Below are 26,483 nucleotides of genomic sequence, written 5' to 3'. Positions count from 1 at the left end.
ACTTCCAAAAGTGGGAGTCTTTTTTGTTATTGCTTTTATTACAGTTACATCATAAAATGATAATGATTATCAATATCATTTATCCATTTTCATAAGAATAGAATTTCATAATGACAGCAACATTTGTTTAACTAAGTGAATTAAAAACAAGGGGATGGTGTATATATGTCTACAAAGAATCAACTTTGCATTGGATTATGTTTAATTTCTAGAAAGAAAGAAGATGGGAATGAGTTTAATTCCGGAATTGATGAACAAGTAGAGTTGGCACTACAGGCAGAAAAGGCTAAGTTAGATTTTGTTTTTAAAGCCGATTATTTAGTGGCGCACCCAGATTTAATTGCTCGTAATAAAGGGAGTGTCATTTTAGACCCGCCGTTACTGTTTACTGCTATTGCTTATGCGACAGAAAAAATTGGAGTCGTTACAACTGCTTCAACTTCGTTTTATCCACCATATATATTAGCAAGGCAATTACAATCGTTACACTGGATTAGTAACGGCCGAGTAGGGTGGAATATTGTTACATCCATTGACGGTGCTGAAAACTTTGGTGAGGAAGGGATGCCATCATCTGAGGAACGATACGCGAAAGCGGCAGAATGTACAGAGTTAGTAAGAAAACTTTGGAGGAGTCACCCTAATGAAGTATTGAAAGTAGATAATCCTGATGTTATTAGAGAGATGGTAAAGCCTATTGAGCATAATGGTGAGTACTTTAAGGTAAAAGGTCCACTGAATATCCCACAGCATATATCAGGAGAAATGCCATTATTTCAAGCCGGTGCTTCAGAGTCTGGTCGGAATTTTGCTGCTTCTGTTGCTGATGCAATTTTTGCCGCAACGCCTGATATAGAGTCAGGAATTGAACTTCGTCAAGATTTAAGAAGAAGAGCAGAACAGCATGGCCGCAAGCAAGATGCTATACGTGTATTACCTGGATTATATTTCTTTATAGGTGATACATATGAAGAAGCGTTAGAAATGCATAGGCAAGCTCATCAACATCTCACAAAAGAGAAGAGATATACGTTACTTGAAATGGTTCTCGGATTAGATGCGAGAGGGATTCCGCTAGAAAGTAAAATTACGGAAGAGATGCTGCCAAGTCGGGATCAAACTGTACGTAGTAAAACTCATGCCGAGTTATTACGGAACTTCATTATTAAAAATGAACCAACAGTTGAACAAATACTAGAACGACCAGAAGTTGTTGGATCGGCTCATTGGGTTGCGGTTGGTACACCAAAAGACGTTGCGAAGCAAATTATGGATAGGTTTGAGGCAGGGGCGTTAGATGGATTTATTGCCATTCCAGGAGGACCTCCAAAGTCACTAGATCTATTCTTTAGTGAAGTCATTCCTTTATTTGTGAAGGCGGGTGTATTTAGGGAAGAGTATACAGGTTGTACTTTACGGGAGCATTTGGCGGGGAACATATTAAATACTTTACAGTTAAAATAAATAATAGTATGTAGAAAAAAGCCTTATTATAAAAGGCTTTTTTTATTTAAAATTAAAAATTCTGAAATATAAGTTGACTGTATGAATGTTATTTTTTATATTAGTAGGTATAACTATAACTACTAAAGAGGTGAGAGTATGACAACGGCATTATATTTAGAAGATGCATACAAAACGAGTTGCGAAACAGAAGTGATAAAAGTAGAAGGGAATAAAGTATTTGTAAAAGAAACAGTTTTTTATCCAACTGGTGGAGGGCAGGAATGTGATACGGGTGTCATTGTACAAGATGGGTCTGTATTTGAAGTTGAAAAAGTAAAGAGGGAGCAGGGAGAAATAGTTCACTATATAAAAGATGAAGCTCAAGTAAAATTAGGTCCAGTTAAATTAGAGATGAATTGGGAAAGACGTCATAATTTAATGCGTCATCACTCTTTACTGCATCTTATCGGAGCTGTTGTTTATGAAAAGTATGGAGCACTATGCACCGGAAACCAAATTTATCCTGATAAAGCCCGTATCGATTTTAATGAGTTACAAGAGTTATCGAGCGTGGAAGTAGAAGAAATTGTTGAGGAAGTGAATAAACTTATTGAGCAAAATAAAGAAATTTCCACTCGCTATATGAGCCGCGAAGAAGCAGAAAATGCTGTAGGAATGATTAAAACAGCAATAAATCTCCTGCCAACTACTATCCGAGAAATCCGCATTGTTACAATTGAAAATTTAGACGAACAAGCTTGTGGAGGCACACATGTGAAAAATACGAGTGAAATAGGAACACTTGTTATTGATAAAGTAAAAAGTAAAGGGAAGCAAAATCGTCGTTTTGAAGTAAGGGCGATTTAGATTGTGAGGGGTTACCGATGGATGAAATTATAAAGGAATTACAAAAGTTAGGATTTTCCCAGTATGAATGTAAAGCGTATATTGGATTGTTAAAACACTCCCCAGTAACAGGCTATGAAGTGAGTAAACAAACAGGAGTACCTCGTTCTATGATTTACGAGGTACTCGGTAAGTTAATGGATAAAGGAGCGGTGCATATTGTACCTTCTGAACCAGTTAAATATGTACCAGTACCAGCTACCGAATTAATGAATCGAATGCGAAAAGACTTTGAAAAATCCTTTGAATTTTTAGATGAGAAACTAAATTGTTTAGAACAAGAGCGACAAATAGATGTAATTTCGCATATTCGCTCAAATGATCGTGTTTTAAAAGAAATATGCAATATAATTAATAGGGCAAAGGAAGAATTATGGATTTCTGTATGGGAAGATCAAGTGCATGAAATTGAGCCATACATTCATCAAAAGAAAGAGGAAGGCGTACATATATTTTCAATCTTATTTGGAGCTCCAGAAACAAAAATAGGAGCGACGTTTCATCATAATTATATGACGCCCCACGTTGTTGAAAAGAGAATGGGTGGTCATTTAACTGTTATTGCTCGTGATGGAGAGGAAGTATTAATTGCGAACTTCTCAAATGATAGCACTTCATGGGCCGTTACAACGTATGACCCAGCGCTAGTTCTCGTTGCGACAGAGTATGTGCGGCACGATATTATGGTTGAAGAAATCACAAAGGAATTTGGAGCTGATAAGTTAGATACGTTATGGCGTGAAAATATAGATTTAGTTCATGTCGTAACAGGAAAACGAACTTTAGAAGGAATGGAGGATGATAAGGATGAGTAAAGCTGAGGCACATGTAGCTTTGCAGAGCGATGATACATTTCAGCAAGGAGTAAAAGATTGTTTACCAACTGTATTTGGTTATTTGAGCATCGGTATAGCAGCTGGTGTAATTGCAAAAACAGCAGGTTTTTCTATCATTGAAATTGCATTTATGTCCACTTTAATTTATGCAGGTTCTGCCCAATTTATATTAGCTGGTATGTATGCAGCCGGTGCTCCTGCTTCCGCAATTATTTTCACTGTATTTTTTGTTAATTTACGCCATTTATTAATGAGCGCAGCGCTTGCACCGTACTTTACGAAAATTCCTCTATTTAAAAACGTAATCATCGGTTCTCAAATTACAGATGAAACTTTCGGCGTTGCAGTGCAGCATGCAGCGCAAAAAGGATATTTAGGTGAAAGGTGGATGATTGGGCTTAACGTAACAGCGTATTTAAATTGGATTCTTGCTACTATTATTGGTGGGCTGTTTGGTGAGTGGATACCAGATCCACATACATACGGGATGGATTATGCATTACCAGCGATGTTTATCGGATTATTTGTTCTTCAGCTCATAAGTAGTAAACCAACACTAGTAATTCATTTAAGTGTTGCAATTGTATCGATTATTATCGCATACGTTTCACACCTATTTATGCCAGATAGTATAGCGGTTATTATTGCAACATTACTAGCTGCGACGATTGGAGTGGTGATTGAAAAATGGAAATGAGATTAGATGTATTATTACTTTTACTAGCAGCAGGAGCTGTTACACTCGTGCCACGTATTTTACCTCTACTCGTATTTAGCAAACTACAAATTCCTGACTGGGGTTTAAAATGGTTAAATTACATACCAATTGCGATATTAGCAGCGCTTTTAGCACAAGTTTTATTTATGCATGAGACGATGCAGTGGGATTATCTTATTGCAGCAATTCCAACATTTCTTGTAGCAATATATACTCGTAGTTTATTAGGTACAGTATTAACGGGAGTGGTTGTGATTATTTTGTTACGTTTCTTTTTCTAAAAAGGATTACGCTCATATAATAGCGAAAAGTGTAATAACATGAAAAATATAGGGGTGGTGTTATGATACTTTTAACGATAGGAGCAATTTTGTTAACGTTGTTTATTTTCTTTATTCTCGGTTTTATTACATTTATGATGTTTGTTGATAAGGCGACGCCTCAAATATATTATACACCTTGTGAATCAGTGACAGTGAAAGCTAAAGGTAAACATAGAAGGAAGAAAAGTTGAAAGTTGGCTTTTCTTCCTTCTTCTATTACATCCCCGAAAGAACTAACAACAACAGCCCAAATATAAAACTAATAAAGGAAAGAAAACCAATACATATCGAGAACACACGATTATTTCTCCATTCGTGCCAAAAAGCGATAAATCCTAAAATACAAAGGAAAAACCAAATGGGCAGGAATATGAACTCGCTAACTTTCTCGGGGAGTAACGAATAAAAAGTTGTTACATATAAAATCCAATTTGTAAAAAATAAAATGCAAATGATAATAGATTGTAAGTAGGGGCGGTTGAAAAATATCCTTTTTTTACGGTTTTAAAAATGATAGTTAGCGCTGAGATAAAGGCAATGAGTATGAAAACAAGTAAGAGTAATGTCAGCGTCATTTTGAGTCTCCTTTATAAGATTGTTTTTATCACGCATGGGCAGTAAGACCCACATCTTAAAACTCAACGTAAGAAAAGAGATTAGGTGGGGGATGAACACCCCCAACTGATTGAAGTTTCACTTTACAAGAAATGAATCTATTAAATGGTATGCTTGCTTTGTAGAGTGCCCGTTATATTTTTTAGTGTACGGATTTAGAAATCCATGTTCACCGTGTAGTTGTTTTATTTCTAATAAAGGATTATTTTGTTGCTGCAATGTTTGAATTAAAGAGGATACTGAAAAACTAGCTTCTTTTTCAGGAAATATAAGTAGTGTAGCGCATGTAGGCTTTATGTGAACATAGTCGCGTATACGAGAACCGTAACATCCGATAATAAAATCTATTTCCGGATTGTTACTACATAGCCATGAGATGGTAGCTCCAACACTAAAGCCGATAAGTCCAATATGTGTATAACTACTAGAAAGATGAGAAATGAATTCTTCAATTTGCTTTTTTCCATAATCAAATCCAATATGATTTACAAAATGTTCATATGCTTTTTCTTCATCACTATAATGAAATGCATGTTGCGATTGTAGAAGGTTAGGACAGAATACGTCTATATGAGATGAAGTAAAGTGGTTGGTAACGTGATGCATATGGTCGTTCACACCATATATTTCATGAACAATAACGAGAGCTACTTTTTTCTTCATAGTTATATTGTGCCTCTTTGAAACTTAAATTCTTTCTCAACAAGGCAGATACGCAGGTGGAAGTTTTCATACCATTGCTCACGACCTCTTTTTTTCGCTTCTTTATGTAAGGCGTTCTTTTTCCAATTTTCAATCGCATCAAGTGATTCCCAATAAGAAATTGTTATTCCGAGTCCAGAATTACCTCGTGCACTTTCTACACTTAAAAATCCAGGTTGTTGCTTTGCAAGTTCCTCCATTTTTCCGGCAACGGTATTATAGTCTGTTGTATCATTTGATAAATTAGAAGTGAATATCACCGCATAATAATGATTCGCCTTTTGTGAAGCATTTTCCATATAAATTCCCCCTTTAATAAGTATTTTAGCATGTAAAAAAGAAAAGAAGCAGTACGCTTCTTTTCTTTTTTTACGCTGTGAATTTTAATCCAGCATATATTTTACGACCCTTTTTTTGAATCCAACATACTTGTGCATTTCTCTTTTGAATATTACGTTCTTCCATTGTTACTTGTATAATTTGGTCAATCACAAGAGGGATGTTCGTTTGTACTTGGCACCCACCTGTACTATAGTCGACAATGGTCGCTTCAATCGGCATCCCATTCATATGCAATGTTCCAGAAGACATCAGTTGCTCACGTATATGTTGCCTGCGAAATTGTCTTGGTGCTTTTTTGGTATTTTTTATGAAAGATGCAATTGCTAGTGTAAGAAATGCTTTATCGTACACCTTTTCCACCCGGTCATTAACCGGTTTACTAAATAGATGAAGAATGAGTTTACAATATTGCTCATGGGATACATCATCAAATGATACACCAACTTGTACAGAATTTTCTTGTCTCCGAATCCATTTTTTTGTACTATGAATCTTTTCTACCTCGCCAAAAGATAGCGTATAGGAAGATAGACTTGATAAAGTTTCAAATGGAATGGAGGGATCTAATTCAAAACGTGCCCCCGTTTCACTAATATCAAGGACATGGCAAGAAATGATCATATCTTCGGCATATAAAGTACCTGGTAAATTTACTACGAAACGTTCTGAATTTCGAAAACGCGGTCTTTCAAATGCTACAAATAGTGAAGTGACAATAGCTATCCCGTTGTATAGTACCCAGAAAATATTAATATATAAGCTCTCTCTTTCAATATGATATTGCTCAGGATATAAGAGCATAAGTGTTGCCCGAATCAGTGCAATAATTGTTAAAATGAGTAATACGAGGTGAGGGACGCTTGCAATCCATAAAAAATGCCTTGTATTATTTTGAACTCCCTTTCTTGTCACATGAAATTGAAATTTTTTACGTAAGAAAGTTTCTGATAAAATAGCAAATCCCATATAAGGAGCCATAGCAACTTCGTACACATGACTCCACGTAGTTGTTCGTTTTTTATTAGAAACAGCTTTGAAAATAAGCTGTGATGTTAAAAAAGCAGGTGCCCAGAACATAAATAAGTGCATAAAATTAATTTCTAAACTATAAATATCAAATATTAAAAACAATAGCGGTGCTAGTAAAAATATCATTTTATAAACACCGAAAAACCAATAATGAATTCCATCTGCATATAAAAGACGCTGCATAAAAGATAATCCTTTTATAGTGAAAGGATTCCACTTTTTTACGACTTGAATATTCCCTCTACACCAGCGGTCCCGTTGTTTTAATAAATCACTAAATGTTTCTGGGGATAATCCAACAGCAAGTGTTTCATTGACAAATATAGTTTCCCATTTGTTAGCTTGTAGTAGCATACCAGTTGCCATATCCTCAGTAATAACTCCAGTCGCAAATCCTCCAATTTCTTCAAGAGCGGTGCGGCGAAATAGAGCGTTACTACCAACATACATCGTAGCATTAAAGCGATCTTTTCCTTCTTCTAACTGGCGCATAAAGAAATCTTGTTCATTGGCGATGTTATCTTCAAAAAACAAATTATATTGGAAAGGATCAGCATTGTAAAAAACTTGTGGTGCTTGAACGAATACAATATTATTTTTAGAAAAATAACCAATCGTTCGCTCTAAAAAGTTAGCTCGTGGTATCATATCAGCATCCATTGTTACGATAATATCACCTTTTGAATGAAGCATCGCATGATTTAAATTTCCAGCTTTTGCATGCTTATTTTCGGTGCGAGTTATGTGATGAACAGAAAACTCTGCCGCAAGTTGCTTTACACTTTCACGGCGCCCGTCGTCACAAATATAAATGTTTAGTAACTCTTTCGGATAAGTAATCAACGTACAACCAGCTATAGTACGTTTTAACAAATCGATCGGTTCATTGTAAGTTGCAATAAATATGTCGACAGTAGGTAGTTTTTCGAAAGTGGATAATGGTACTTCTTTCCGTTTATATGGCTTCCATGAAACAATGCTGAAAACGATAGATTGTAAGTAACCAGCCCATTCTGTAATTAACAATATAATACCAGCGATAATACTTATGAGATTAATAGTTGGTAACGAATAAAAAGTTCGCCAAATAAGATAAATAGCATTACAAATGAGAAATAGAATAATAAGTAATTTTTTTGACCATAAATATTTGTGTGCAAGGGCGTAAGTCATAATGATTACGAAAAAAATAATACCTAAACCTTCGTATATAGAAAGGCTCATACAATTCCTCCTTTATGAATAGAGTGGGAAATAGGAAAAAACTTTATATTATTCATCTATAAAGATTTAGTTATTTCCAAGTCAAACATTATCACAAAATATAGGTTTAGAGTATAAATTTTACATTTTCTTATTATAAGCTTAAAAAATTAGAAGAAATAATAGTTGTATTTTTGATTCATAAGAAAAATGCCACTTCAAAAGAGAAGTGGCATTTCTTATATTTCCTCTAAGCTATTAACTGGAACAGTTAATTCGCGTTCTGGGTTTTTTACTTCATATATGCGGGCGGTTTCATTGCTTTCATCGACGTGTTGAATCATAACAGGCATGCCTTGAAAACTGACATTGGCTTGTTCCGCTGACACAGAAAGCTCTATTGCACGTTGTATATTCATTTATATTCCTCCCATCATTATTATCTTTGCTAAAAAAGAGGAATAATATACCATTTAGAGACATTCTTAAAGTTTTTGTATTATTTGTAATGTTTCTTTAATAAATGAAGAAAAGATGGAATCAGGATAACCATCTATCGTTTGAACTGCTTCTTTTGCTTCTTTCAGAGCAGCTGGTTTATCTTGAAGTTCTATATGACACAGGGCACGATATGAGCCAGCTGTTAATAACCATGACTGATCAAGTGGATGACTCATATAATCTGGAATATTAGCACGTTTTAATGTTTCCAAAGCTTCCTCGTAACGTTTTAAACCATACAGAGATTTTCCTTTTTCAAGATAATACAATCCATCTTCTTGAAAAATCGGTACATCTTTTAGTTTTTCTCGGAATTGTTCTAAATGTTCTAATGCAATTGTATATTCGTTTGTAACGGTATTGTAGTAATAAGCTTTTAATATATCTATATTTGCAGCGGATAAAGTATCTTCTGTAAAAATGGCAAATTGCTCCGATTTTTTTATGTAATATAAATATCGTTCTTTATCGGTTGTAATGATTTTTTGATAAGATAAAATACGGTAAAATTCATCTGTTTTATAATACACTTGATGTTTTTTTGAAAATGCAAGTGCATCTAAAATGATTTTTTCACATTTTTCATAATTACCATATGCGAGTAAAATAATTGCTTCTTTTAAATATAATTGTATATGTGTAATAAGATCCATTTCTAAATTCTTCGTTTTATATTCATCGCGAATTTTGGTAATCAACTGTAAACATTCTTTATATTTTTTCCGTTTGTAGAGTATATAGTAAAACAGTAGTTTCGTTTCAGTACTTTCACGATACAAAGTATATTTTTCAAATATAGAAACAGCTGTTTCAACGTAATATTCAATATTATAATCGTTCATAATGGCCGCTCCAGTTATGAACTGTTTATATAAACGTGCTGTGTTTAAAGTAAGGGGTAGTTCTTTTTGAACGATAGGTAGTAAAGTCTTGTATACTTCATCGCATTTATTTGATTTTATTAATGGCTCCATTTTTTGAATGAGTTCCACAATTTCTTCTTCATCTTCTTCTAATAAAAAGCTAGTTTCACATTCAAGTTTTTCCGCAATATATTGTAATGTTTTCATAGAAGGTGTAGCTTTTCCATTTTCAATTTGACTAAGCATACTTTTTGTCAGTTCCGAACCTGCCAGTGCTGTTTGCGTAAGCTTTTTTTCTTTTCGTAATGCTTTAATTTTTTCACCGAGAGTTGCCATATTATTGCTCCTTTATATTCAAAAAGTTTAATTGTATTTAACTTTTTATTGTGAAAATTGGAAAGTTGATCATATAATAAGTTTAACACAATTTAACTTTTAAGGGGAGAGAGTCAAAAATGGGAGATATAAGTATAGGACAACATGATTCAAGAATGAAGATTGCAACTAGAAATATCATTTTAATGATGATTGGAAAAATGACGTCTTTATTAGGCGCAGGTATTTATACGTTCGCAATGGGGTTATATGTATTAAAGACTACTGGTTCAGGGATGGGGTTTGCAATTACGCTCGTTTGCGGATCACTTCCAAGGATGATCTGTGGCCCAATTGCTGGTGCTGTAGCAGACCGTGTGAATCGAAAATGGCTTGTCATTGGTACTGATTTATTAAGTAGTTTAACGATGCTTAGTATGTTTATTCTTGCTACTATATTTGGGCCATCACTTCTTTTTATTTATATTTCAGCAGCATTATTATCAATTTGTGCAAGTTTTTATTCTGTTGCATTAACTTCGTCTATTCCGAGTTTAGTAGATGAAGGACGTATTCAAAAAGCGAGTGCTTTAAATCAAACGGCAGCTTCTTTATCAAATATTTTAGGACCGATTATTGGCGGAGTTGTATATGGTTTCTTTTCAATTAAATCGTTTTTCCTATTAAATAGCATTACGTTCTTTTTAGCGGTTATTTTGCAATTATTTATCGTATTTGATTTATATAAAAAAGAAGTGGCTGAAAGTACAGAGCATTTCTTGATGAGTATAAAAGAAGGTTTTTTATATGTAAAAAGACAACGTGAAATATATGGTTTAATGAAAATAGCATTGTGGGTAAACTTTTTTGCGTGTGGTCTAACAGTTGCACTTCCGTACATTATCGTCCATACATTGCATTTATCTTCAAAGCAACTCGGTACTGTAGAGGGAATGTTAGCAGTCGGGATGCTAATGGGAGCGATTGCTTTATCAGTGCGTAAAGAAGTGAATAATCCGTTTCGTTCTATTTATACTGGACTGTTTTTGTTTGCAGGTTTAAGTTTATGTACAGTCTTTCCGTTGTTAGTTATCATTCCAAAAGTAGCAAGTTTTATTTACTATATTGCTTTTATGATGTTAACTGGTATAGCAATTATGATTGTAAACATTCCAATGCAAGTACATATGCAAAAAACGACAGATCCGAGCTACCTAGGGCGTGTGTTTGGCCTACTTGAAACAATTGCGACTGCAATCGCACCACTTGGTATGATTGTATATGGACTACTATTAGATATGTTGCCAACTAGCATTGTTATGATGACAATAGGCGGAGGGTTATTGTTAGTTGTATTAGTTGGAGTAAAGCAACATATGGCGAAAAAACAAGTAGATGTGTCCGCTTAAAAATAAGAAAATAATAAAAATTTGACTTATCATTATAAAAATGACTAAATTAGTATTTTAGTTTTTGAAACTCTTTTTCATGTATGTTAAAGTAAAGTGAGCTTGCAAAGAAAAGGAGACAACAGCATGAAAAAATTAAGTTTTGTTATGCTTTTTCTATTAGTCGTAATGGCTGGATGTAGCAATTATGACACATATATTGAAACAGGTATGCAATCATTGAAAGATGAAAAGTATAGTGATGCAACAATGTGGTTCGAAAAAGCAGAAAAAGAGAAATCAGGAAATGAAGCGAAATCATATAAAGAAGTTGCTGAGAAAATGGATCACGGAGCAACAGCATTAAAAGATGGTAAGTATTTAGAAGCGAAAGACATTGCAAATGAAGTGTTACAAAAGAAAAAAGATGCTGAACTTGAAAAAGCTGTAACATCAAATGCAGAGAATATGCTTCAAAAAGCAAAAGATGTGGAAGAGAAAGTAAATGAAAGAGTGGCAAAGCGTAGAAAGGTAGAAGAAGAAGGAATCGATAAAATTATTAAAGCTGTCGATAGTATAGATGAAGTGAAAGAAAAAGAGAAGAAAGTATCAGAAGCATTAGATAAGGCTGAAGAGGCGCAAGCAAAAATTGAGGCAAAGAAAAATAAATAGATTTATAGTTTGAAAGGCTGTCGTGCATAACGACAGCCTTTTAATTTTTTGTTGCAAATGAAGTGATGCTATGTAGTAAAAAAGAAATGATTTTAGAATTCCATCTGTCCTCATGATGAATCGTATAAATGTTACGCTGAAATTCAAATTCAGGGATTGGTATATAGCATAGCTCATTTCGTTGTATTTCTTGTTCGATAGCAAGTTTAGAAATAAAGGCAATTCCATTACCATATTTTAAAATTTGTTTCATCGTTTCTAATGAGTCTAATTCAATTTCAGATTGGAATGTAATGTTGTGCGCCAACGTCCATTGTGTAAGTAAATCTCTCGTTGTAGATGGATTACGATGCAATAGTATGCGTTCCTTTTCGATATTTTGTAACGATACATTGTCTTTCTTTGAAAAATGATGTTCTTTGGAAAAGGCAAGAACAAGTGTATCGGGCATTATATTCGTTTGTTTTAAAAGTGGTTCATCAAATGGAGCAGCGGAAATTATCCCAAGATCGATTTCGTGATTTTGTAGCATCATTCGAATTTCAGGGGCTGTTTTCACTAGTAGCGTTATTTTTATATTGGGAAATTCACATTGAAATTGATGAACGACTTCTGGCAAAAGATAAGTCGCTGGTACATAACTAGCGCCGATTGTTATAGCACCTTTATGAAAATCTTTAAACTCTTGCGTGACACGTCTGGCTTCTTTCATAAGTGCATCTATTTTACAAGCATAATGGTGCAAAGCCTCACCAGCCTCTGTTAAGAAATACCTTCCAGAACGTAATTCGAATAGAGATACACCGAGTTCTTCTTCTAAGCTTTTTATATGAAATGTAATAGTTGGTTGTTTAACGCCAAGTTTTTCTGCAACGATTGTAAGCTTTTTGTATTTCTTAATAAGTACTACAATTTCTAATTTTAAGAGATTCATTATGAATTGCCGCCTTTTTTATTTTAACTATAGAAAAAATCTATAGAAATAAATAGTTTATTAGAAGTTTTTTAATTTAATCTTTACAGTACATTAACATTCAGTATAAATCTTCCATATAGAATGAAAGCAGGTTAAGAATGAGGGGAGAGAGGTGAAGCAATGGATATTACAATTAGTGGATTAGAAAAGGCATTTGGAAAAATACAGGCGTTAAAGACGTTGCAGATTGTAATGAAACAAGGGGAATTCACTACACTTTTAGGACCTTCGGGGTGTGGAAAAACGACTTTACTTAGAATGATAGCAGGGCTTGAAGAACCAGATAAGGGAGAAATATATTTTGGAGACCAGTGCATGTATTCTGCTGCAAAAAAGATAAAGACATCTCCTCATGAACGGAATATCGGTATGGTATTTCAAGATTTTGCTTTATGGCCGCACATGACTGTTTTTGAAAATGTTGCATTTGGTTTAAGAGCTACAAAGCAAACGAATCAATTGCGAGAAAAAGTAGAAGATGCGATAAAGCGAGTTCGCCTGCAAGGTAAGGAGAAAAGGTATCCACACGAACTTTCTGGTGGACAGCAACAACGTGTCGCATTCGCTAGAGCAATTGTAACAAAACCTCATTTTATTTTGTTTGATGAACCGCTAAGTGCACTCGATGCAATTTTGCGAGAAGAAATGAGAATAGAGCTTATGGATATCGTTCATTCCATTGGTTTAACTGCACTGTATGTCACTCATGACCAAACAGAAGCAATGTCAATGTCAGACCAAATTATTGTCATGAAACAAGGAGAAGTATTACAAAAAGGAACACCGGAAGATATTTATGTGAAACCGTCTCATAAATTTGTTGCCAAATTTGTTGGTAAGGCGAATTGGCTTGTAGAGGGTAAAAAAATGGTTCGTCCAGAGCATGTGAGCTGGACGAAAAATGAAGTGTGCGAAATGTATACAGGTGAAATTAAGCACGTTACATATGTAGGAGAACGGTATGAAATAAAAGTAAACATGGGGGCACTCGGAATATGGACAGCTTATCACAATAGTAAATTAAGCATCGGTAAACCAGTATCGTTATATGTGCCAAAAAAATGTATTCATCATATAGGGGGAGAATCATATGAAGAAATTCAGTTCGCTTAAGTCTTTATTTGTATGTACTTTATTATTTTCGGCTGTAGTAACAGGGTGTAGTTCAAAGACAGGCAATGCAGATGCAAAAAGTAAAAATACGACTGAAAAGAAAATTGTTGTATATAGTGCAGGGCCAAAAGGGTTAGCAGAAAAAATTCAAAAAGACTTTGAAAAGAAAACTGGTATAAAGGTGGAAATGTTTCAAGGGACAACTGGTAAAATTTTAGCGAGAATGGAAGCTGAAAAGAAAAATCCAGTCGTTGATGTAGTCGTACTTGCATCATTACCAGCGATGGAAGGATTAAAGAAAGAGGGTCAAACGTTAGCTTATAAAGAAGCGAAACAAGCTGATAAGCTGCGTTCTGAATGGTCAGATGATAAAGGACATTATTTCGGGTATAGTGCTTCAGCATTAGGGATTGTGTACAATACAAAAAATGTGAAGACAGCGCCTGAAGATTGGAGCGATATAACGAAAGGGGAATGGAAAGGAAAAGTGAATCTTCCAGATCCAGCACTTTCAGGTTCAGCTTTAGACTTTGTAACTGGATATGTGAAAAAGAATGGAAAAGATGGATGGAATTTATTTGAACAACTTAAGAAAAATGAAGTTACAGTAGCAGGAGCAAATCAGGAAGCGTTAGACCCAGTTGTAACAGGTGCGAAAGATATGGTAATTGCGGGTGTTGATTATATGACGTACAGCGCAAAAGCAAAGGGTGAACCTGTTGATATCGTATATCCAAAAAGCGGAACAGTTATTAGTCCACGCGCAGCGGGAATTATGAAGGATAGTAAAAATGTAGAAGGCGCAAAAGAGTTTATTGATTATTTATTATCCGATGATGTACAAAAACAAGTTTCTAAAGCGTATTTATTGCCTGGTAGAACAGATATAAAAGCTGAAAATAGACCAAATGTAGAAGAGATTCCAGTATTAAATATTGATTGGAAAACAGTTGAGAAAGAGCAAGATGAAATAGGAAAACAATTTAAGAAAGTATTTCAATAAGATGGTGATTCCATGGTAAATCGATTCGTATCAGTAAGACAAGTTGGAATGACGGTAGCGTTATTGCTTGTGGCGATGTTAATCGTCATTCCCCTTTTTCTTATTTTATTTTCTAGTATATATGAAAATAGCAGTTGGAACTTTTTAAAGCCTTTTGAAGTGATGCAGAGTGGTGGATTAGCTGGGATTTTTCTAAATTCGATGCTTCTAGGTGTACTCGTTGTAATAGGAGCTACAATATTTGCATTTCCATTGGCATTTATTATGAGCAAAACAGATGTAGGAAAGTATAGTAAGTTAGATATTGTTTTTATGATTCCATTTATGACACCGCCGTATATTGGATCGATGGGCTGGATTTTGTTCATGCAACCTAACGGCTATTTTGAACAATTTTTTCCGATGCTAAAGACGATTTCATCATCGTTTTTTAGTTTAGGAGGTATGGTCTTAATTATGAGCCTGCATTTATTCCCATTCCTTTATTTCATGCTGAAAAATACGTTACTTCAGATTGGGAGTAGTAAAGAAGAAGCTGCAGCAGTTCATGGCGGAAGTTTTTTCTATCGTTTAAGAAAAATAATATTGCCGTTATTAGTATCAAGTTATGTAATGGGTGCTTTACTCATTTTCGTAAAGACGATTGCTGAATTTGGAACACCGGCTACATTCGGACGTAGAATAGGATTCCACGTGTTAACATCAGAAATCCATAAATTTATTTCGAGTTGGCCAATTGATTTTAGTAGTGCAACAGCATTATCTTCTTTATTACTTAGTGCTTGTATGCTTATTTGGTATATGCAAAATGTATTGAATCGAAAGTATTCATATGCAATGGTTAGTGGAAAAGGTGTGAAATCTAAAAGATATACTTTGTCTATATTTACGCGCGTTGTAGCATGGATGTATGTAATTGGTTTATTAATAGTATCAATTGGAATTCCATACTTTTCTATACTTATTGCTTCTTTGTCAAAATTAAGAGGCGGCGGTTTACATGTAAATAACTTTACAACAAGCCATTATGAGGCATTGTTTACAATAGGATCTCCGGGATTAGAGGCTTTATGGAATAGTTTTCTTTTTTCACTCGTAACAGCGATTATCGCGGTAATGATTGGAGTCTTTTTGGCACTTATGATTCGAAAGGGGAAAAAAACCTCTGAAAAATGGCTTGATATGTGCGGTATGTTACCGAATATGGTACCAGGAATCGTTATGGTTGTAGGTCTTATTCTATTTTGGAATTCACCATATATGCCTATGTCAATTTACAATACACCAATCATGGTTATCGTAACGTATGTTGTTCTGTTTTTACCTTACACGGTGCAATATGTAAAATCATCACTCGGACAAATTGATGATTCTCTCATGCAGGCAGGAAGTGTTTTTTCTGGAAATTATATTTATATTTTTAGAAAAATAATATTGCCTCTTATTATCCCAGGCATTCTTGCTGGATGGGCGATGACATTTACAATTTCGATAAGAGAGTTAGTAACATCGCTTCTCGTATTACCTCCATCAGTAGAAACGTCAGCAACGTTTATTTTTGCTCAATTTGAACAGGGGGAAGTATCTATAGGCATGGCGATGGCCGTTGTTTCTGTTGGACTTACAACAATATGCTTATTACTGCTGCAACATATGGAGCAAAAACGAAAAGGGGTAGCATGATGAGAGTAGAAGTATGGGGAGGAGCTGGAGAGTACGGTCGCTCCTGCTATTTTGTAAAAAATAAAGAGACGAAAATAGTATTTGATTGTGGTATTAATCGATCTTATGAGGATAGTTATCCAAAAATAGAGAGAGAAGCTGTTCCATTTTTAGATGCAGTATTTTTATCACATATTCATGAAGATCATACGATGGGTTTACCTTTATTAGCGAAGTATGGCTATAAGAAAAAAATTTGGACGACTCGTTATACGAAGGAGCAACTGCCGTTATATTATGAAAAATGGAGAAACTATAATGTGATGCAAGGGTGGGATTTACCTTATAACGACCAACACATAAAAGATTTAAATTATGTATGTATTGATGAGATTAGCAATCCAAATGAATGGGTACAAATTACTCCTACATTGCGGTTTCAATGGGGATATAGTGGGCATGTATTGGGAGCTGTTTGGTTTTTAGTTGATATGTATAATACATACGTATTTTATTCAGGCGACTATTCAGCAGAGTCTAATATACTACGAGCTAATTTACCTGAGAAATTGGGCCACAATATAAAAGTCGCAATTGTGGATGCCGCTTATCACACAGATGATGTTTCGCAAAATGAACGTGTAAACGAACTATGTGCAGAAATTGAACGAGTTATGCAAAATAAAGGAATAGCATTATTACCGCTGCCACAACTTGGTAGGGCGCAAGATATAGTATTGTATTTATATGAACGATATAAAGAATTTCCTCTTATAGTAGATAAAGAAATTTTGGCTGGATTTGAAGAGATGTTCGCATATAAAGATTGGATAAAAAATAATAAAGAACTTAAATGGGTTATGAAGAGTTTAAAAAGAAACATAATAGTGATGGATAATGACATTAGTATGCAAAATAGTTACGGAATAGTTGTAATGAGTGATGCGAATATGCAAACGAAACGAGCACAGTTATACTATGAACAGCTTCGGAATGAAAAGCGGAATGCCGTTATTTTTACTGGGCACATTGCGAAAGGGAGTTTTGCAGAAAGAGTTATGAAAGAACCTGTAAGGAGTACATGTAGGGTGAAGCGAGTTCCGTATAAAGTTCACCAAAGTATAAGAGACGTTAAAGAGATGTTAAATACATTATTACCAGAACATACGGTGCTAGTACACGCTTTGAAAGAGGATACAGATCGATTACAACAAAAGCTAAGTACAGCAGGATATGAAAATGTATATTCACTTGCAATGGAACGTATAGAAGTCATTTAAAATACAAAGGGGATAGGTATATGAAAAAAGTATTTGTATTCGTAAGCATTTTCTTTTGTTGTTTCCTTTATAACGTTAAGGAAGGGTTTACTGCTAGTCCAATGAAACCTAGTTTTGAAGTGAAGTTATTATTAAAGCCAGAACAAGTATTAGGTTATAACAAAGAGATGAAGCAAGAGGTGCTAGAACATTTCCAGGCTGGTACAAAATATGAAAGAATACAAGTGCAATTTTTAGATACTGCAAATAAAAGTTTAAGTGATGAAGGTTGGTTTGCTAGAATTCGAAAGAAAGAATTTAGTAAAGATTTTGAACTAACATATAAAAAAAGATATCCTATTCAAAATGGTGTAATTCAAGATGCACTAGAAGTAGCTAAAAAAGAAGGATTCGATAGTAATACGGATAGTTATGAGGCGGAAATAGATTGGGGATTTGAGAAGAAAACATTAAGCATTTCAAATAAGAAAAGTTACAGTGCTAAAGGATATGGGATACTTGATTTACCAAATAAACAAGCTGCTCAAAACATGTTAATAGAAAAATTACCAGGGAAAATGAACAAATGGTTGTATACAAATTGGGGAGAAGAGATGTTAAAGAATTCCCGTATTTACGGTCCTGTATTAATGAAGCGATATACAGGAGAGTTTGAAAACATAAAAGCAAATATTGAAATTTGGCCATTAAGTAATACTGGGAAATTAGAAGATGACTTCGTAATAGAAGTGTCATTTAAAACAAATGAAGAAAGTATTGCGACAAAACAAAGGGAATTATTAATGGCGAGTTTAGAGAAAAAAGGCTGGTTGTTACCGAAAGATAGTTTGAAGACAGAGCTTATTTTTCAGTAAATAGTAAAAAGGAATCCATATGCCATGGATTCCTTTTTATATATGAGCATTAAGCTAAATCATGTACAGAGATAATAAAGTTGTTTAATTTACAATAAAGTCATTTAAAAAATAATATAGTTGTTTAAAAATCCTTCTTCTACTAACGAGGCAGGTTAGTGGAAGAAATAGCAAGTGGGTTTAACTAGGAGAAGTGTCTTCTGTTTTTTAAATTAAAAATATCGATAAATTAGGATTTATTTACTTAACATTATACTTATTTTCGGACCGAGGCATCTAATCGGTGAGTATATACAAACCAAGTAATGCTTGCTGTTAATAATGTTGACGAAATTAAAGCTGTAAGAACACTATATGTTTGCCAAATAAGTATCGTTGACCAATCGAAGGCAAAAAACATTATACACTGGGCAATCGTAGCGATTAGGAAAATAATTGTTACGATTGTTCTCTTTTTTGTCATTGGCTGCTGCTCATTCGTTTTCCTTTTTCTTAATCCTAAGAAAAATAACAGAACGGCTAATAGGCAAAGAATAATTGTGGTAGACGACAAAATGATGTCCAAAAGCTGTGTGCCGCTTATCTCGTATGACTGAGTTAGATTGCCGCTTAATATATTTTTAACTTTTAGTACCAGGTTTATATTGGTATTTGCGCCGTTGCTCAGTAAGCAGATGGCTGTTCTTTCATTTGGCAGTATGGCTACTTCGGTACTAAAATTTGGATTACCCCCAGTGTGTTCTATAAACGTTTGTTCGGCGTTTACCGACCAACCTGCCGCATAATACATATCATTGACAGCCGAAACAGACATATCACCCCTATGTGATTTTTCGATAGCCCTGTGAAATATTTCGGGTATGTCCTGCACAATACCCATCTGTATGCCCATCCAACGCGCCATATCTTTTGTATTAGAAATGATATAGCCGGCAGGTTTATTCCCAGCATAATCCGGAGCGTTAAATGGAGTTGTTATAAAAAAGGAAGAACGGTAGCCCTGTGCTAACTGTCCAGTGGCTTGAGCATCTTCTTTATAAACATACGTCTGGTGAAGACCTAAGGGTATAAATACCTGTTCCTTCATAAAGTCTTCATAGCTTTGTCGTGATACAATCTCAATAACCAAACCCAATACGTCATAATTAACGGTTCCATAGTTATATTGTTCACCGGGAGAGAACGCCAATTCTGCATCTACCAGCTTTTCCACGGTCTTTTGCAACATATCAGGCGTATTACCTTGTGGAATATTTTGGATATGTCTAATATTTGTTAGGCCGCTGGTATGGTGAAGAAAGTTATTTAGTGTAAGGTTTTGCATATCAACAGGTTTACCTTGATACTTTAACGTAAACCAAGGTAAATATTTTTGGATAGGGTCAGTCATTGATAGCAGCCCTTGCTCTTCCAATAGCAAAATCCCCATACCAGTAAAAGCTTTACTCACCGAGGCCAACTCATAGAGTGTATTTTCACTTGCAGACAATCCCTTTTCAAGATCTGCATACCCAGAAGAAAAGTAGAACACTTCACCATCAGCAAGTATTGAGATTGACATTCCAGGCACACCTGATGTACGACAGGCATCATCTAGCAATGCTTGTATTGCCTCAGATTTCGAATCTGACAACGCATAACTTTGTGTTGCGAATCCTGGGAATAATATAAATATCGTTAATACAAAAACAATAGTCTTTTTCATACACTCTCCTTTTTGAAGAATTATAAGGATATAAATAACTTATTTTTATAACTATAAACTAAATTCTAATTTATCTTTCTATTTACCTATATAATATGAAATAATTGTGAAGAGTTACACTTAAACTAACGGGGGCGTTAGTTCAATAAGAAGTAAACAACTTTATTATTCATTTTTTAAGCATTACATAAGCAGATGGATATAATTTGAAACAACTTTAAAGAGGCTTGCTGCATATAGAATGTAGTAAGCCTCTTATCTTTTTTAGTCAAAATTCAATAACTTTATTATCACTATACAAATCAGCTGACACGAACATATCACTATTTTGAAGATTTTTAGAGCGTAAACTATAAGCAACTACCTTCTTTTTATATTGTTTTACAACATCAACATGCTCTTCATGACTGTAAATATAAAATGTGAAATCTTTTTTACCACGTTTTGCATTGATAATTAAAGGAGTGCCTTCATTATGGGGTGGTGCATAATAGCGATCTAAAAATAAACCTTCGTTAAAATCATGAATAATTTTTGATTTCTTTTCGCCTTCTACGTTATTTCCGTGAATTGTAATAGTCACATTCTCTTCGTTAAGTTGTGGATGTGTTTCGTACTTGCTAATAATGGATTCAATAACAGTGTTAGGAAGGCTAGAAACGATAATTTTAAATGCTCCAAATACAACTAACATCACAATAAACCAAGTCGTCATAGTATATCATCCCCTTTATTCTATTTAATAATATAACTCATATGGTAATAGTACATATGGTGAAGTTTTGTATAATTTGTGAAAAATATGCCATTTTTACGAACAAAATATTAGAAAAATCAATTTTGTTACAAAAAGTTGAAATCGAAGTATTTTAAAAGAAAAAGGTTTATAATAAAAATATAACTAATAACCACATTACTAATTATAAGGAAGTGTAACTATGAGTACTGTAGCAATCGTATATGGTATTATTCTTTCCACAATTATTGTTTTGTTTTTCGTTGGGGTTTCACGTTATATTCATAAATGGAAAGAAGGCGTTGCGAAATTAAATCACATTGAAGAAGAACTTAGTGATTTAATGTTACATCATGGTAAATAAAAAGATAATTTTTTAACGAAACAATGTGAAGAATATCACAAAACATGCTCTCATCATGAAAGCATGTTTTTTTGTTATGTGAATGTTAGACATATTCATGAGATTTTTTCGTGCAATACAGTGTGAAATAAAATAATAATTCTTTATGTGTAGGAAGAGTTATTCTGTTTTGTATAATTTTGTAATTTAGTTCGGTATAATTATGATATAGAAGGAAATTTGTTAGAGGAGGTATATTGTGAACATATTAAAGATTATAGGAATTGTTGCAGGAGTGATTATAGTAGCAATTATAGCTTTCTTTGTCATAATGAAGTATTATTTGTCAAAAAAAGATTCTGATTACGTATTAACCTATATAAAAGAACATAAAGACGATGAGACATGTTCATTACTGATTAGAAAAAATGGTGAGATATTAACATCTATAAATGAAAATAAAAAATTGCCATTAGCGAGTACGGCAAAAATCGTAATAGCAGTTGAATTTGCTAAGCAAGTGTCAGAAGGAAAAATAAGTCGTGATGAACAAATTTCATTGCACGAGCTAGAAAAATATTACGTTAAAGATACTGAGGGTGGAGCACATCCTAACTGGTTAGAAGATGCCAAAGCGAGAGAATTAGTGAAAAATGGACAAATCGCTTTAGAAGAAGTCGCTAAAGGAATGATTCATTATAGTTCTAACGCAAATACAACATATTTGTTAGATAAGCTTGGAATAGAAAGAGTAAATGAAAGTATAAAAGAGTTAGAGCTTACTAGTCATGATAAGTTCTCTTCGTATACAGCTTCACTATATATGAGAGGGTATGTAGAAAAAGAGCTTCATAAGCCAGAAAATCAATCATTAGAAATGATACGTAACATGTCAAAGGATGAGTATAATAAACATGTGTTACAAATTCATGAATGGATGAAAGATGAAGAAGAATGGAAAAAACGTGAAATTCCATTAAAGGTAGATATGGAATTTCAGCGAATTTGGTCAGATCGATTAGTGGGTGCAAACGCTAAAGATTATATGAGTATAATGGGAAAAATAAATAGTAGAAATTATTTTCCTAAATTAATGCAAGAAGAAATCGAGAATATTTTCAAAGGAACAGTTAATAATAGTAAGTTAGAATTTGCGGGGCAAAAAGGTGGTTCTACCGCATTCGTATTGACAAAAAGCTTGTATACTACAGATAAGAAAGGGAATAAAGTAGAAGTTGTAATTATGTTTAACGATATAGAAGATCAAGTTGTATATCAAAAGCTGAGAAATAATATAAATTATTTTATTCAAGATGCTATAACAGATGAAGAGTTTAGAAATAAATTATAATAAAATAATTTTATTATGTAAACAACATGCTATTAAAGGTAGGTATTGAGATGAGGTTGAATGAGTATATGCTTGAAACGTTTCCGAATTTAGAACTTAGACCACCTCTATTTTATAATTGGGATATTGGTATTCGTTTTAGATTAGGTGTGGACTATGATTGTAATAACATTTATGAAAATTGTCTATATTTAGAAGGCGTTTATAAAAGGACGATTACTTTATTTCAGTCTTTACATTCAACAAAAGATGATATTTATATTGTAGTGGATGTAAATGACTATGCAAATGGTGAAATTTTCAAACAGAAATTGAATATCTTTTCTAAGTATGTCAAAGAGAAGTCCGATTTGTTTAAGTTACAGAAAAATACAATCCCTTATGTTTTTCTAGAAGAAGATGAAGCATATAAAACACATAGATATACTTTGAAATGTAAAATCTCTGACTTTACATACATTCCTATGCTAAAAGCAATTTGTAATCAAGATATGGGAATAAAACCGAGTATTTTTCATAGGGTGTATTTTATAAATGTTAACAAGAATACTATATTTCACGTTTATGATGATAGAGGTTGTGATGTATTAGCTACCTCTCCTGATACAATTAGGGATATTTATAATACATATAATGATTGGATATTAGAATACGATAGAAATAAAATTGATAAAGTATTTAATTGAATGTAGTCTATTTTAAATGAGGGAAACACCATATGGGGTGTTTCCCTTTTATTAATATGAAAATCAACATTTAAATTTGAAAGCACTTATTATAAAGGTAAAGGGATTTGATGGTAATGTATTGAATTTGGGTAGAAACGGAAAAAAGGAGATGAATAAATGACAACAATCTATTTCGTTCGCCATGCCCATTCTACCTATACAAAAGAAGAACGGGAGCGATCTTTATCTGAAAAAGGGTACTTAGATGCAGAGAATGTAACACGCTTATTAAAAGATAAACATATTGATGTTGTGATTTCTAGCCCGTATAAAAGAGCAATCCAAACTGTACAAGGAATTGCGCATACATATAAATTATCAATACTAACAGAAGAAGATTTGCGTGAAAGATTATTGAGTACAGAGCCGGTATCAAATTTTAATGATGCTATGCAGAATGTGTGGGAAGATTGGAGTTTTGCATACGAAGGCGGAGAATCGAATGATGTCGCACAAAGGCGCGCTGTAATATGTATGCAAAATATATTAAAACAATATGAAGGTAAGAATATTGTAATAGGTACGCATGGAAATATTATGGTATTACTCATGAATTATTTTAATTCGAAATATGATTTAGAGTTTTGGAAAACACTTCATATGCCTGATGTGTATCAATTAAATTTTGATAAAAATCGTTTCATTTCTGCTGAAAGAATAGAGAAAACAGGTCATCGGTTAAATATTTTGTAAAAGTTTATCAAAAAAAGAGGAAAGAGAGAAGTTATTGTAGAAGTATGACTTTGTAACATAAAAAATATATGTTAAAGGAGGCTGTTTACATGTTTGAGAAAGAGAAAGAAGGGCTTATTGAAGTTCAAAACGTATATGAAATTGCACCAGAAGATGGAACAATTATTGGTATGGCAACGGAAGAAGAAATGGAAATTGCTGCTGAACTAGAGTTACAGTACTATGCCCATTCTCGTTTGTTAGAAGCAAATATTCAGTTAGACGGTTCCTCCTACAAAGAGTTACTTCAGGAGTTCCAGGAGTACGAAAGAAAATCAATGAGCTTTTGGCGAGCGATACATAAACGTTTAGCTGTGCCATGGGCGTGGGTACTACGTATTGATGTTGCGAATGGCCCTATATATGTAAGTAATGGAAGTTCATATTACGAAGAAATCGATGATGAAGAAGATTATGAATAGATAAGTAAGGAAGCAGCTTTAGTTGCTTCCTTTTTTTATTTGTAAGAAATGAATCGCCTCAATAATAATATCTGGTCGATCATTTTCTATACCGTGACTAGCATGTTCGGCAAGAATATATTGGTTGTTAGTTGAGAGGTGTAATTGTTCGTGAATTAGTTCTTGCCACATTGCTTCAAGTTGTATTGCTTCCTCTTTTGGCATGCCGCCATTAGTCAATTGAGTAATAGAATATTGAGGATCTCTACCGATAACGATTAATGGTATTTCTAATGTTTTACATAGCTCTTTTAGTGAGAGAGCACAGTTTTTCCACTCCGATAGTTCAGAAGCTGTCGCTTTATATAATGAAGACGAGGTAGAGAATTCAATTTGCTGTTTTGATTGATCGGTGAGCATAGGTTTTAGTTCATTATAAAGTGTGTCTACATCCATTTTGGAATATATATTATATTTTTGAAACCAAACATCATCAGAATCAGTTTGATCAGAAATTGGTAAATGAAGTTCATCTAAACGGTGTAAGTTCATCGAAGTAGAATCAACTAAAATAAGTGCTTGCAGCTTATCTTCATGTAACATCGCAAAATGTTGTGCACATAATCCTCCATAGGAATGACCGATTAGAATAAATGGTTCTTGAATAGCTAGTTTGTTTAGTAACATATGTAGCTCTTTTGTAACTTGCCTTATTGTACGCGGCTGATTGCCTAAATCACTTTTTCCGTAACCTGGGCGATGGTATGAAACAACTGTAAAGTGCTCTGAAAGCTTTTCTATAATAGGAAACCAATCATAAAATGAGCAAGTCATTCCAGTTTGAATGACTACAGTTTGTTTACCATCTCCTTTTATATGTACTTCTATATTTTGCCCCATTATTTCTACAAATTTATGAATGTTAATTCCTCCTAAGCTTGAAATAATTTTTGACAAGCAAAAACGATACACCAAACACCTATACCAAGTAGGACAGATGTACTAAGTGTAAATGAATTTTTTAAACCAATATAGACAATAAATAATAGTAGTGCTGATGCGGGGAATCCATATAATACCCCTAAAGCAAATTGACTCAATTCTTGTTTATTTCCGCCTTCGAATGAAATCCAAAATAAACTAAGTAAACTCACGAGAGGAAGGGCAGCAATAAAGCCACCTATCGTACTGTAATGTTTAGCGACTTCAGTGATAACGCCGATAATAAGTGCCGAAACGATTACTTTAACGAGGAAATGCATATTTTGCCTCCTTCGCTAATAACGAAAATGCTTTTTCAATTAATTGTTGTTCTTCTTTTGATAACTGTAATTCTAATATTTTTATCTTTTCTTTATCTAGTAAAGTATGTTTTTCTAATACTTCAATTCCTTCAATTGTTAATGTAAGGTTTACCACTCTTTCATCTTTTTTATTTCTCTCTTTAACGATGAAACCCTTTTGAATAAGGCGTTTTATATGTTCAGACGCTGTGTTATGAGAAAGACTAAGTTCAGTAGCGACTTTTCCAATTGTTATATCTTTCTCACGAGAAACGATTTGTAAAATACGAATTGCTTGGTGGGAAAGGTTGTCCTCGTATTCGTATCGTAAGTGATAATAAATGCTCTCCCAATGTTGATTAATGTTGTTCATAATAATAAATCTCCTTTTTTATATCGTATAGTAAGATATATTCGTTGTTTTAGAAATAAAATCCTTTTATTTGGATAAAAAATG

At 33.8% G+C, this 26,483-nt stretch carries 30 protein-coding genes and 1 pseudogene; 19 read left to right on the top strand and 12 right to left on the bottom strand.

What is annotated here, in order from left to right:
• Positions 1–165 precede the first annotated feature (165 nt).
• The 6 genes from CQ064_RS01010 (at position 166) to CQ064_RS00985 (ending at position 4,420) form a co-directional block, all read left to right on the top strand.
• Positions 166–1,464: an NtaA/DmoA family FMN-dependent monooxygenase gene (locus tag CQ064_RS01010; protein WP_000105082.1), complete on the top strand. Its 1,299-nt coding sequence runs from the start codon at positions 166–168 to the stop codon at positions 1,462–1,464.
• A gap of 138 nt (positions 1,465–1,602) precedes the next feature.
• Entirely contained in the window at positions 1,603–2,313 is a 711-nt protein-coding gene (locus tag CQ064_RS01005) for an alanyl-tRNA editing protein (RefSeq protein ID WP_000205392.1), read from the top strand.
• 17 nt (positions 2,314–2,330) lie between these two features.
• Entirely contained in the window at positions 2,331–3,167 is an 837-nt protein-coding gene (locus CQ064_RS01000; protein WP_000343355.1) for a TrmB family transcriptional regulator, read from the top strand.
• Positions 3,160–3,885, top strand: a complete 726-nt coding sequence (locus CQ064_RS00995; RefSeq protein ID WP_000029964.1) for an AzlC family ABC transporter permease — start codon at positions 3,160–3,162, stop codon at positions 3,883–3,885. Before CQ064_RS01000 ends, CQ064_RS00995 begins: the two co-directional genes overlap by 8 nt.
• Positions 3,876–4,187, top strand: a complete 312-nt coding sequence (locus tag CQ064_RS00990) for an AzlD domain-containing protein (RefSeq protein ID WP_000425944.1) — start codon at positions 3,876–3,878, stop codon at positions 4,185–4,187. The genes CQ064_RS00995 and CQ064_RS00990 overlap by 10 nt, the downstream gene beginning before the upstream one ends.
• 62 nt (positions 4,188–4,249) lie before the next feature.
• Positions 4,250–4,420, top strand: a complete 171-nt coding sequence (locus tag CQ064_RS00985) for a DUF3951 domain-containing protein (RefSeq protein WP_000602245.1) — start codon at positions 4,250–4,252, stop codon at positions 4,418–4,420.
• A gap of 25 nt (positions 4,421–4,445) precedes the next feature.
• On the opposite strand, the pseudogene CQ064_RS00980 reads toward CQ064_RS00985, so the two are convergent.
• The 6 genes and pseudogenes from CQ064_RS00980 to CQ064_RS00955 form a co-directional block, all read right to left on the bottom strand.
• Positions 4,446–4,804 (bottom strand): annotated as a pseudogene (locus CQ064_RS00980) (hypothetical protein).
• 118 nt (positions 4,805–4,922) lie between these two features.
• Positions 4,923–5,507, bottom strand: coding sequence for a dienelactone hydrolase family protein (locus CQ064_RS00975; protein WP_000730922.1), 585 nt, complete (start codon positions 5,505–5,507; stop codon positions 4,923–4,925).
• Positions 5,508–5,509: 2 nt separating this feature from the next.
• Complete coding sequence (locus tag CQ064_RS00970; RefSeq protein WP_000426496.1) at positions 5,510–5,845, bottom strand: antibiotic biosynthesis monooxygenase family protein; 336 nt, start codon at positions 5,843–5,845, stop codon at positions 5,510–5,512.
• A 70-nt stretch (positions 5,846–5,915) separates the two neighbouring features.
• Complete coding sequence (locus CQ064_RS00965; protein ID WP_000059022.1) at positions 5,916–8,141, bottom strand: glycosyltransferase; 2,226 nt, start codon at positions 8,139–8,141, stop codon at positions 5,916–5,918.
• Positions 8,142–8,359: 218 nt separating this feature from the next.
• Complete coding sequence (locus CQ064_RS00960) at positions 8,360–8,539, bottom strand: H-type small acid-soluble spore protein (RefSeq protein WP_001025733.1); 180 nt, start codon at positions 8,537–8,539, stop codon at positions 8,360–8,362.
• A 66-nt stretch (positions 8,540–8,605) separates the two neighbouring features.
• Positions 8,606–9,820, bottom strand: coding sequence for a helix-turn-helix domain-containing protein (locus CQ064_RS00955; RefSeq protein ID WP_000212344.1), 1,215 nt, complete (start codon positions 9,818–9,820; stop codon positions 8,606–8,608).
• 119 nt (positions 9,821–9,939) lie between these two features.
• Here CQ064_RS00955 and CQ064_RS00950 point away from each other — a divergent pair, with 119 nt between their 5' ends.
• Together CQ064_RS00950 and CQ064_RS00945 are read left to right on the top strand one after the other, a co-directional pair.
• A complete protein-coding gene (locus tag CQ064_RS00950) occupies positions 9,940–11,208 on the top strand; it encodes an MFS transporter (RefSeq protein WP_000502472.1) in 1,269 nt (422 codons plus the stop codon).
• A gap of 126 nt (positions 11,209–11,334) precedes the next feature.
• A complete protein-coding gene (locus CQ064_RS00945; RefSeq protein WP_000736436.1) occupies positions 11,335–11,859 on the top strand; it encodes a DUF4398 domain-containing protein in 525 nt (174 codons plus the stop codon).
• A gap of 40 nt (positions 11,860–11,899) precedes the next feature.
• On the opposite strand, the gene CQ064_RS00940 is transcribed toward CQ064_RS00945, so the two are convergent.
• The gene (locus CQ064_RS00940; protein ID WP_001050610.1) at positions 11,900–12,793 is read right to left on the bottom strand and encodes a LysR family transcriptional regulator; all 894 of its coding nucleotides are present in this window, start codon (positions 12,791–12,793) and stop codon (positions 11,900–11,902) included.
• A 162-nt stretch (positions 12,794–12,955) separates the two neighbouring features.
• On the opposite strand from CQ064_RS00940, the gene CQ064_RS00935 reads away from it, so the two are divergent.
• From CQ064_RS00935 to CQ064_RS00915, 5 genes are read left to right on the top strand one after another with little or no spacing between them, the layout of a single operon-like run.
• The gene (locus CQ064_RS00935; protein WP_000355534.1) at positions 12,956–13,948 is read left to right on the top strand and encodes an ABC transporter ATP-binding protein; all 993 of its coding nucleotides are present in this window, start codon (positions 12,956–12,958) and stop codon (positions 13,946–13,948) included.
• Entirely contained in the window at positions 13,926–14,951 is a 1,026-nt protein-coding gene (locus tag CQ064_RS00930) for an ABC transporter substrate-binding protein (protein ID WP_000714686.1), read from the top strand. Before CQ064_RS00935 ends, CQ064_RS00930 begins: the two co-directional genes overlap by 23 nt.
• A gap of 12 nt (positions 14,952–14,963) precedes the next feature.
• Complete coding sequence (locus CQ064_RS00925) at positions 14,964–16,634, top strand: ABC transporter permease (RefSeq protein ID WP_000248147.1); 1,671 nt, start codon at positions 14,964–14,966, stop codon at positions 16,632–16,634.
• On the top strand, positions 16,631–17,893 hold the full coding sequence (locus tag CQ064_RS00920; protein WP_033794961.1) for an MBL fold metallo-hydrolase: 1,263 nt from the start codon (positions 16,631–16,633) through the stop codon (positions 17,891–17,893). Before CQ064_RS00925 ends, CQ064_RS00920 begins: the two co-directional genes overlap by 4 nt.
• A gap of 20 nt (positions 17,894–17,913) precedes the next feature.
• Entirely contained in the window at positions 17,914–18,747 is an 834-nt protein-coding gene (locus CQ064_RS00915; protein ID WP_000755328.1) for a hypothetical protein, read from the top strand.
• Between the two features lie 256 nt (positions 18,748–19,003).
• Here CQ064_RS00915 and CQ064_RS00910 read toward each other — a convergent pair whose 3' ends face one another.
• The gene (locus CQ064_RS00910; RefSeq protein ID WP_000751382.1) at positions 19,004–20,452 is read right to left on the bottom strand and encodes a serine hydrolase domain-containing protein; all 1,449 of its coding nucleotides are present in this window, start codon (positions 20,450–20,452) and stop codon (positions 19,004–19,006) included.
• A gap of 268 nt (positions 20,453–20,720) precedes the next feature.
• The gene (locus CQ064_RS00905) at positions 20,721–21,167 is read right to left on the bottom strand and encodes a YfmQ family protein (RefSeq protein WP_000214606.1); all 447 of its coding nucleotides are present in this window, start codon (positions 21,165–21,167) and stop codon (positions 20,721–20,723) included.
• 41 nt (positions 21,168–21,208) lie between these two features.
• On the opposite strand from CQ064_RS00905, the gene CQ064_RS00900 reads away from it, so the two are divergent.
• The 6 genes from CQ064_RS00900 (at position 21,209) to CQ064_RS00875 (ending at position 24,764) form a co-directional block, all read left to right on the top strand.
• Positions 21,209–21,325 carry a hypothetical protein gene (locus CQ064_RS00900; RefSeq protein WP_003270112.1) on the top strand — a complete coding sequence of 39 codons (117 nt, stop codon included), beginning with the start codon at positions 21,209–21,211 and terminating at the stop codon, positions 21,323–21,325.
• A gap of 65 nt (positions 21,326–21,390) precedes the next feature.
• The gene (locus CQ064_RS00895) at positions 21,391–21,552 is read left to right on the top strand and encodes a hypothetical protein (RefSeq protein WP_000108701.1); all 162 of its coding nucleotides are present in this window, start codon (positions 21,391–21,393) and stop codon (positions 21,550–21,552) included.
• Positions 21,553–21,790: 238 nt separating this feature from the next.
• Positions 21,791–22,882, top strand: coding sequence for a serine hydrolase (locus CQ064_RS00890; protein ID WP_001023310.1), 1,092 nt, complete (start codon positions 21,791–21,793; stop codon positions 22,880–22,882).
• 68 nt (positions 22,883–22,950) lie between these two features.
• Entirely contained in the window at positions 22,951–23,568 is a 618-nt protein-coding gene (locus tag CQ064_RS00885) for a DUF3885 domain-containing protein (protein WP_000894373.1), read from the top strand.
• 159 nt (positions 23,569–23,727) lie between these two features.
• Positions 23,728–24,303, top strand: coding sequence for a histidine phosphatase family protein (locus CQ064_RS00880; RefSeq protein WP_000208301.1), 576 nt, complete (start codon positions 23,728–23,730; stop codon positions 24,301–24,303).
• Positions 24,304–24,392: 89 nt separating this feature from the next.
• A complete protein-coding gene (locus CQ064_RS00875; RefSeq protein WP_000461779.1) occupies positions 24,393–24,764 on the top strand; it encodes a hypothetical protein in 372 nt (123 codons plus the stop codon).
• Positions 24,765–24,782: 18 nt separating this feature from the next.
• Here the strand turns inward: CQ064_RS00875 and CQ064_RS00870 are convergent, their stop codons facing one another.
• From CQ064_RS00870 to CQ064_RS00860, 3 genes are read right to left on the bottom strand one after another with little or no spacing between them, the layout of a single operon-like run.
• Positions 24,783–25,715 (bottom strand): alpha/beta fold hydrolase, encoded by a 933-nt coding sequence (locus CQ064_RS00870; RefSeq protein ID WP_014481994.1) that lies wholly within the window; start codon positions 25,713–25,715, stop codon positions 24,783–24,785.
• The gene (locus CQ064_RS00865; protein WP_000545640.1) at positions 25,676–26,005 is read right to left on the bottom strand and encodes a DUF3147 family protein; all 330 of its coding nucleotides are present in this window, start codon (positions 26,003–26,005) and stop codon (positions 25,676–25,678) included. Before CQ064_RS00865 ends, CQ064_RS00870 begins: the two co-directional genes overlap by 40 nt.
• The gene (locus CQ064_RS00860) at positions 25,989–26,399 is read right to left on the bottom strand and encodes a MarR family winged helix-turn-helix transcriptional regulator (RefSeq protein ID WP_001059783.1); all 411 of its coding nucleotides are present in this window, start codon (positions 26,397–26,399) and stop codon (positions 25,989–25,991) included. Before CQ064_RS00860 ends, CQ064_RS00865 begins: the two co-directional genes overlap by 17 nt.
• Positions 26,400–26,483: the final 84 nt, after the last annotated feature.

This window comes from Bacillus sp. MYb78 (assembly GCF_002975115.1).
Taxonomy (GTDB): Bacteria; Bacillota; Bacilli; order Bacillales; family Bacillaceae_G; genus Bacillus_A; species Bacillus_A cereus.
Note: the sequence above shows the minus strand (reverse complement) of the source record. Positions and strands in the feature narration are given on the sequence as shown.

Coding starts and splice junctions, on each gene's coding strand:
- CQ064_RS01010 (WP_000105082.1), top strand. CDS start 166: ATGTCTACAAAGAATCAACTTTGCATTGGATTATGTTTAATTTCTAGA.
- CQ064_RS01005 (WP_000205392.1), top strand. CDS start 1,603: ATGACAACGGCATTATATTTAGAAGATGCATACAAAACGAGTTGCGAA.
- CQ064_RS01000 (WP_000343355.1), top strand. CDS start 2,331: ATGGATGAAATTATAAAGGAATTACAAAAGTTAGGATTTTCCCAGTAT.
- CQ064_RS00995 (WP_000029964.1), top strand. CDS start 3,160: ATGAGTAAAGCTGAGGCACATGTAGCTTTGCAGAGCGATGATACATTT.
- CQ064_RS00990 (WP_000425944.1), top strand. CDS start 3,876: ATGGAAATGAGATTAGATGTATTATTACTTTTACTAGCAGCAGGAGCT.
- CQ064_RS00985 (WP_000602245.1), top strand. CDS start 4,250: ATGATACTTTTAACGATAGGAGCAATTTTGTTAACGTTGTTTATTTTC.
- CQ064_RS00975 (WP_000730922.1), bottom strand. CDS start 5,507: ATGAAGAAAAAAGTAGCTCTCGTTATTGTTCATGAAATATATGGTGTG.
- CQ064_RS00970 (WP_000426496.1), bottom strand. CDS start 5,845: ATGGAAAATGCTTCACAAAAGGCGAATCATTATTATGCGGTGATATTC.
- CQ064_RS00965 (WP_000059022.1), bottom strand. CDS start 8,141: ATGAGCCTTTCTATATACGAAGGTTTAGGTATTATTTTTTTCGTAATC.
- CQ064_RS00960 (WP_001025733.1), bottom strand. CDS start 8,539: ATGAATATACAACGTGCAATAGAGCTTTCTGTGTCAGCGGAACAAGCC.
- CQ064_RS00955 (WP_000212344.1), bottom strand. CDS start 9,820: ATGGCAACTCTCGGTGAAAAAATTAAAGCATTACGAAAAGAAAAAAAG.
- CQ064_RS00950 (WP_000502472.1), top strand. CDS start 9,940: ATGGGAGATATAAGTATAGGACAACATGATTCAAGAATGAAGATTGCA.
- CQ064_RS00945 (WP_000736436.1), top strand. CDS start 11,335: ATGAAAAAATTAAGTTTTGTTATGCTTTTTCTATTAGTCGTAATGGCT.
- CQ064_RS00940 (WP_001050610.1), bottom strand. CDS start 12,793: ATGAATCTCTTAAAATTAGAAATTGTAGTACTTATTAAGAAATACAAA.
- CQ064_RS00935 (WP_000355534.1), top strand. CDS start 12,956: ATGGATATTACAATTAGTGGATTAGAAAAGGCATTTGGAAAAATACAG.
- CQ064_RS00930 (WP_000714686.1), top strand. CDS start 13,926: ATGAAGAAATTCAGTTCGCTTAAGTCTTTATTTGTATGTACTTTATTA.
- CQ064_RS00925 (WP_000248147.1), top strand. CDS start 14,964: ATGGTAAATCGATTCGTATCAGTAAGACAAGTTGGAATGACGGTAGCG.
- CQ064_RS00920 (WP_033794961.1), top strand. CDS start 16,631: ATGATGAGAGTAGAAGTATGGGGAGGAGCTGGAGAGTACGGTCGCTCC.
- CQ064_RS00915 (WP_000755328.1), top strand. CDS start 17,914: ATGAAAAAAGTATTTGTATTCGTAAGCATTTTCTTTTGTTGTTTCCTT.
- CQ064_RS00910 (WP_000751382.1), bottom strand. CDS start 20,452: ATGAAAAAGACTATTGTTTTTGTATTAACGATATTTATATTATTCCCA.
- CQ064_RS00905 (WP_000214606.1), bottom strand. CDS start 21,167: ATGACGACTTGGTTTATTGTGATGTTAGTTGTATTTGGAGCATTTAAA.
- CQ064_RS00900 (WP_003270112.1), top strand. CDS start 21,209: ATGGTAATAGTACATATGGTGAAGTTTTGTATAATTTGTGAAAAATAT.
- CQ064_RS00895 (WP_000108701.1), top strand. CDS start 21,391: ATGAGTACTGTAGCAATCGTATATGGTATTATTCTTTCCACAATTATT.
- CQ064_RS00885 (WP_000894373.1), top strand. CDS start 22,951: ATGCTTGAAACGTTTCCGAATTTAGAACTTAGACCACCTCTATTTTAT.
- CQ064_RS00880 (WP_000208301.1), top strand. CDS start 23,728: ATGACAACAATCTATTTCGTTCGCCATGCCCATTCTACCTATACAAAA.
- CQ064_RS00875 (WP_000461779.1), top strand. CDS start 24,393: ATGTTTGAGAAAGAGAAAGAAGGGCTTATTGAAGTTCAAAACGTATAT.
- CQ064_RS00865 (WP_000545640.1), bottom strand. CDS start 26,005: ATGCATTTCCTCGTTAAAGTAATCGTTTCGGCACTTATTATCGGCGTT.
- CQ064_RS00860 (WP_001059783.1), bottom strand. CDS start 26,399: ATGAACAACATTAATCAACATTGGGAGAGCATTTATTATCACTTACGA.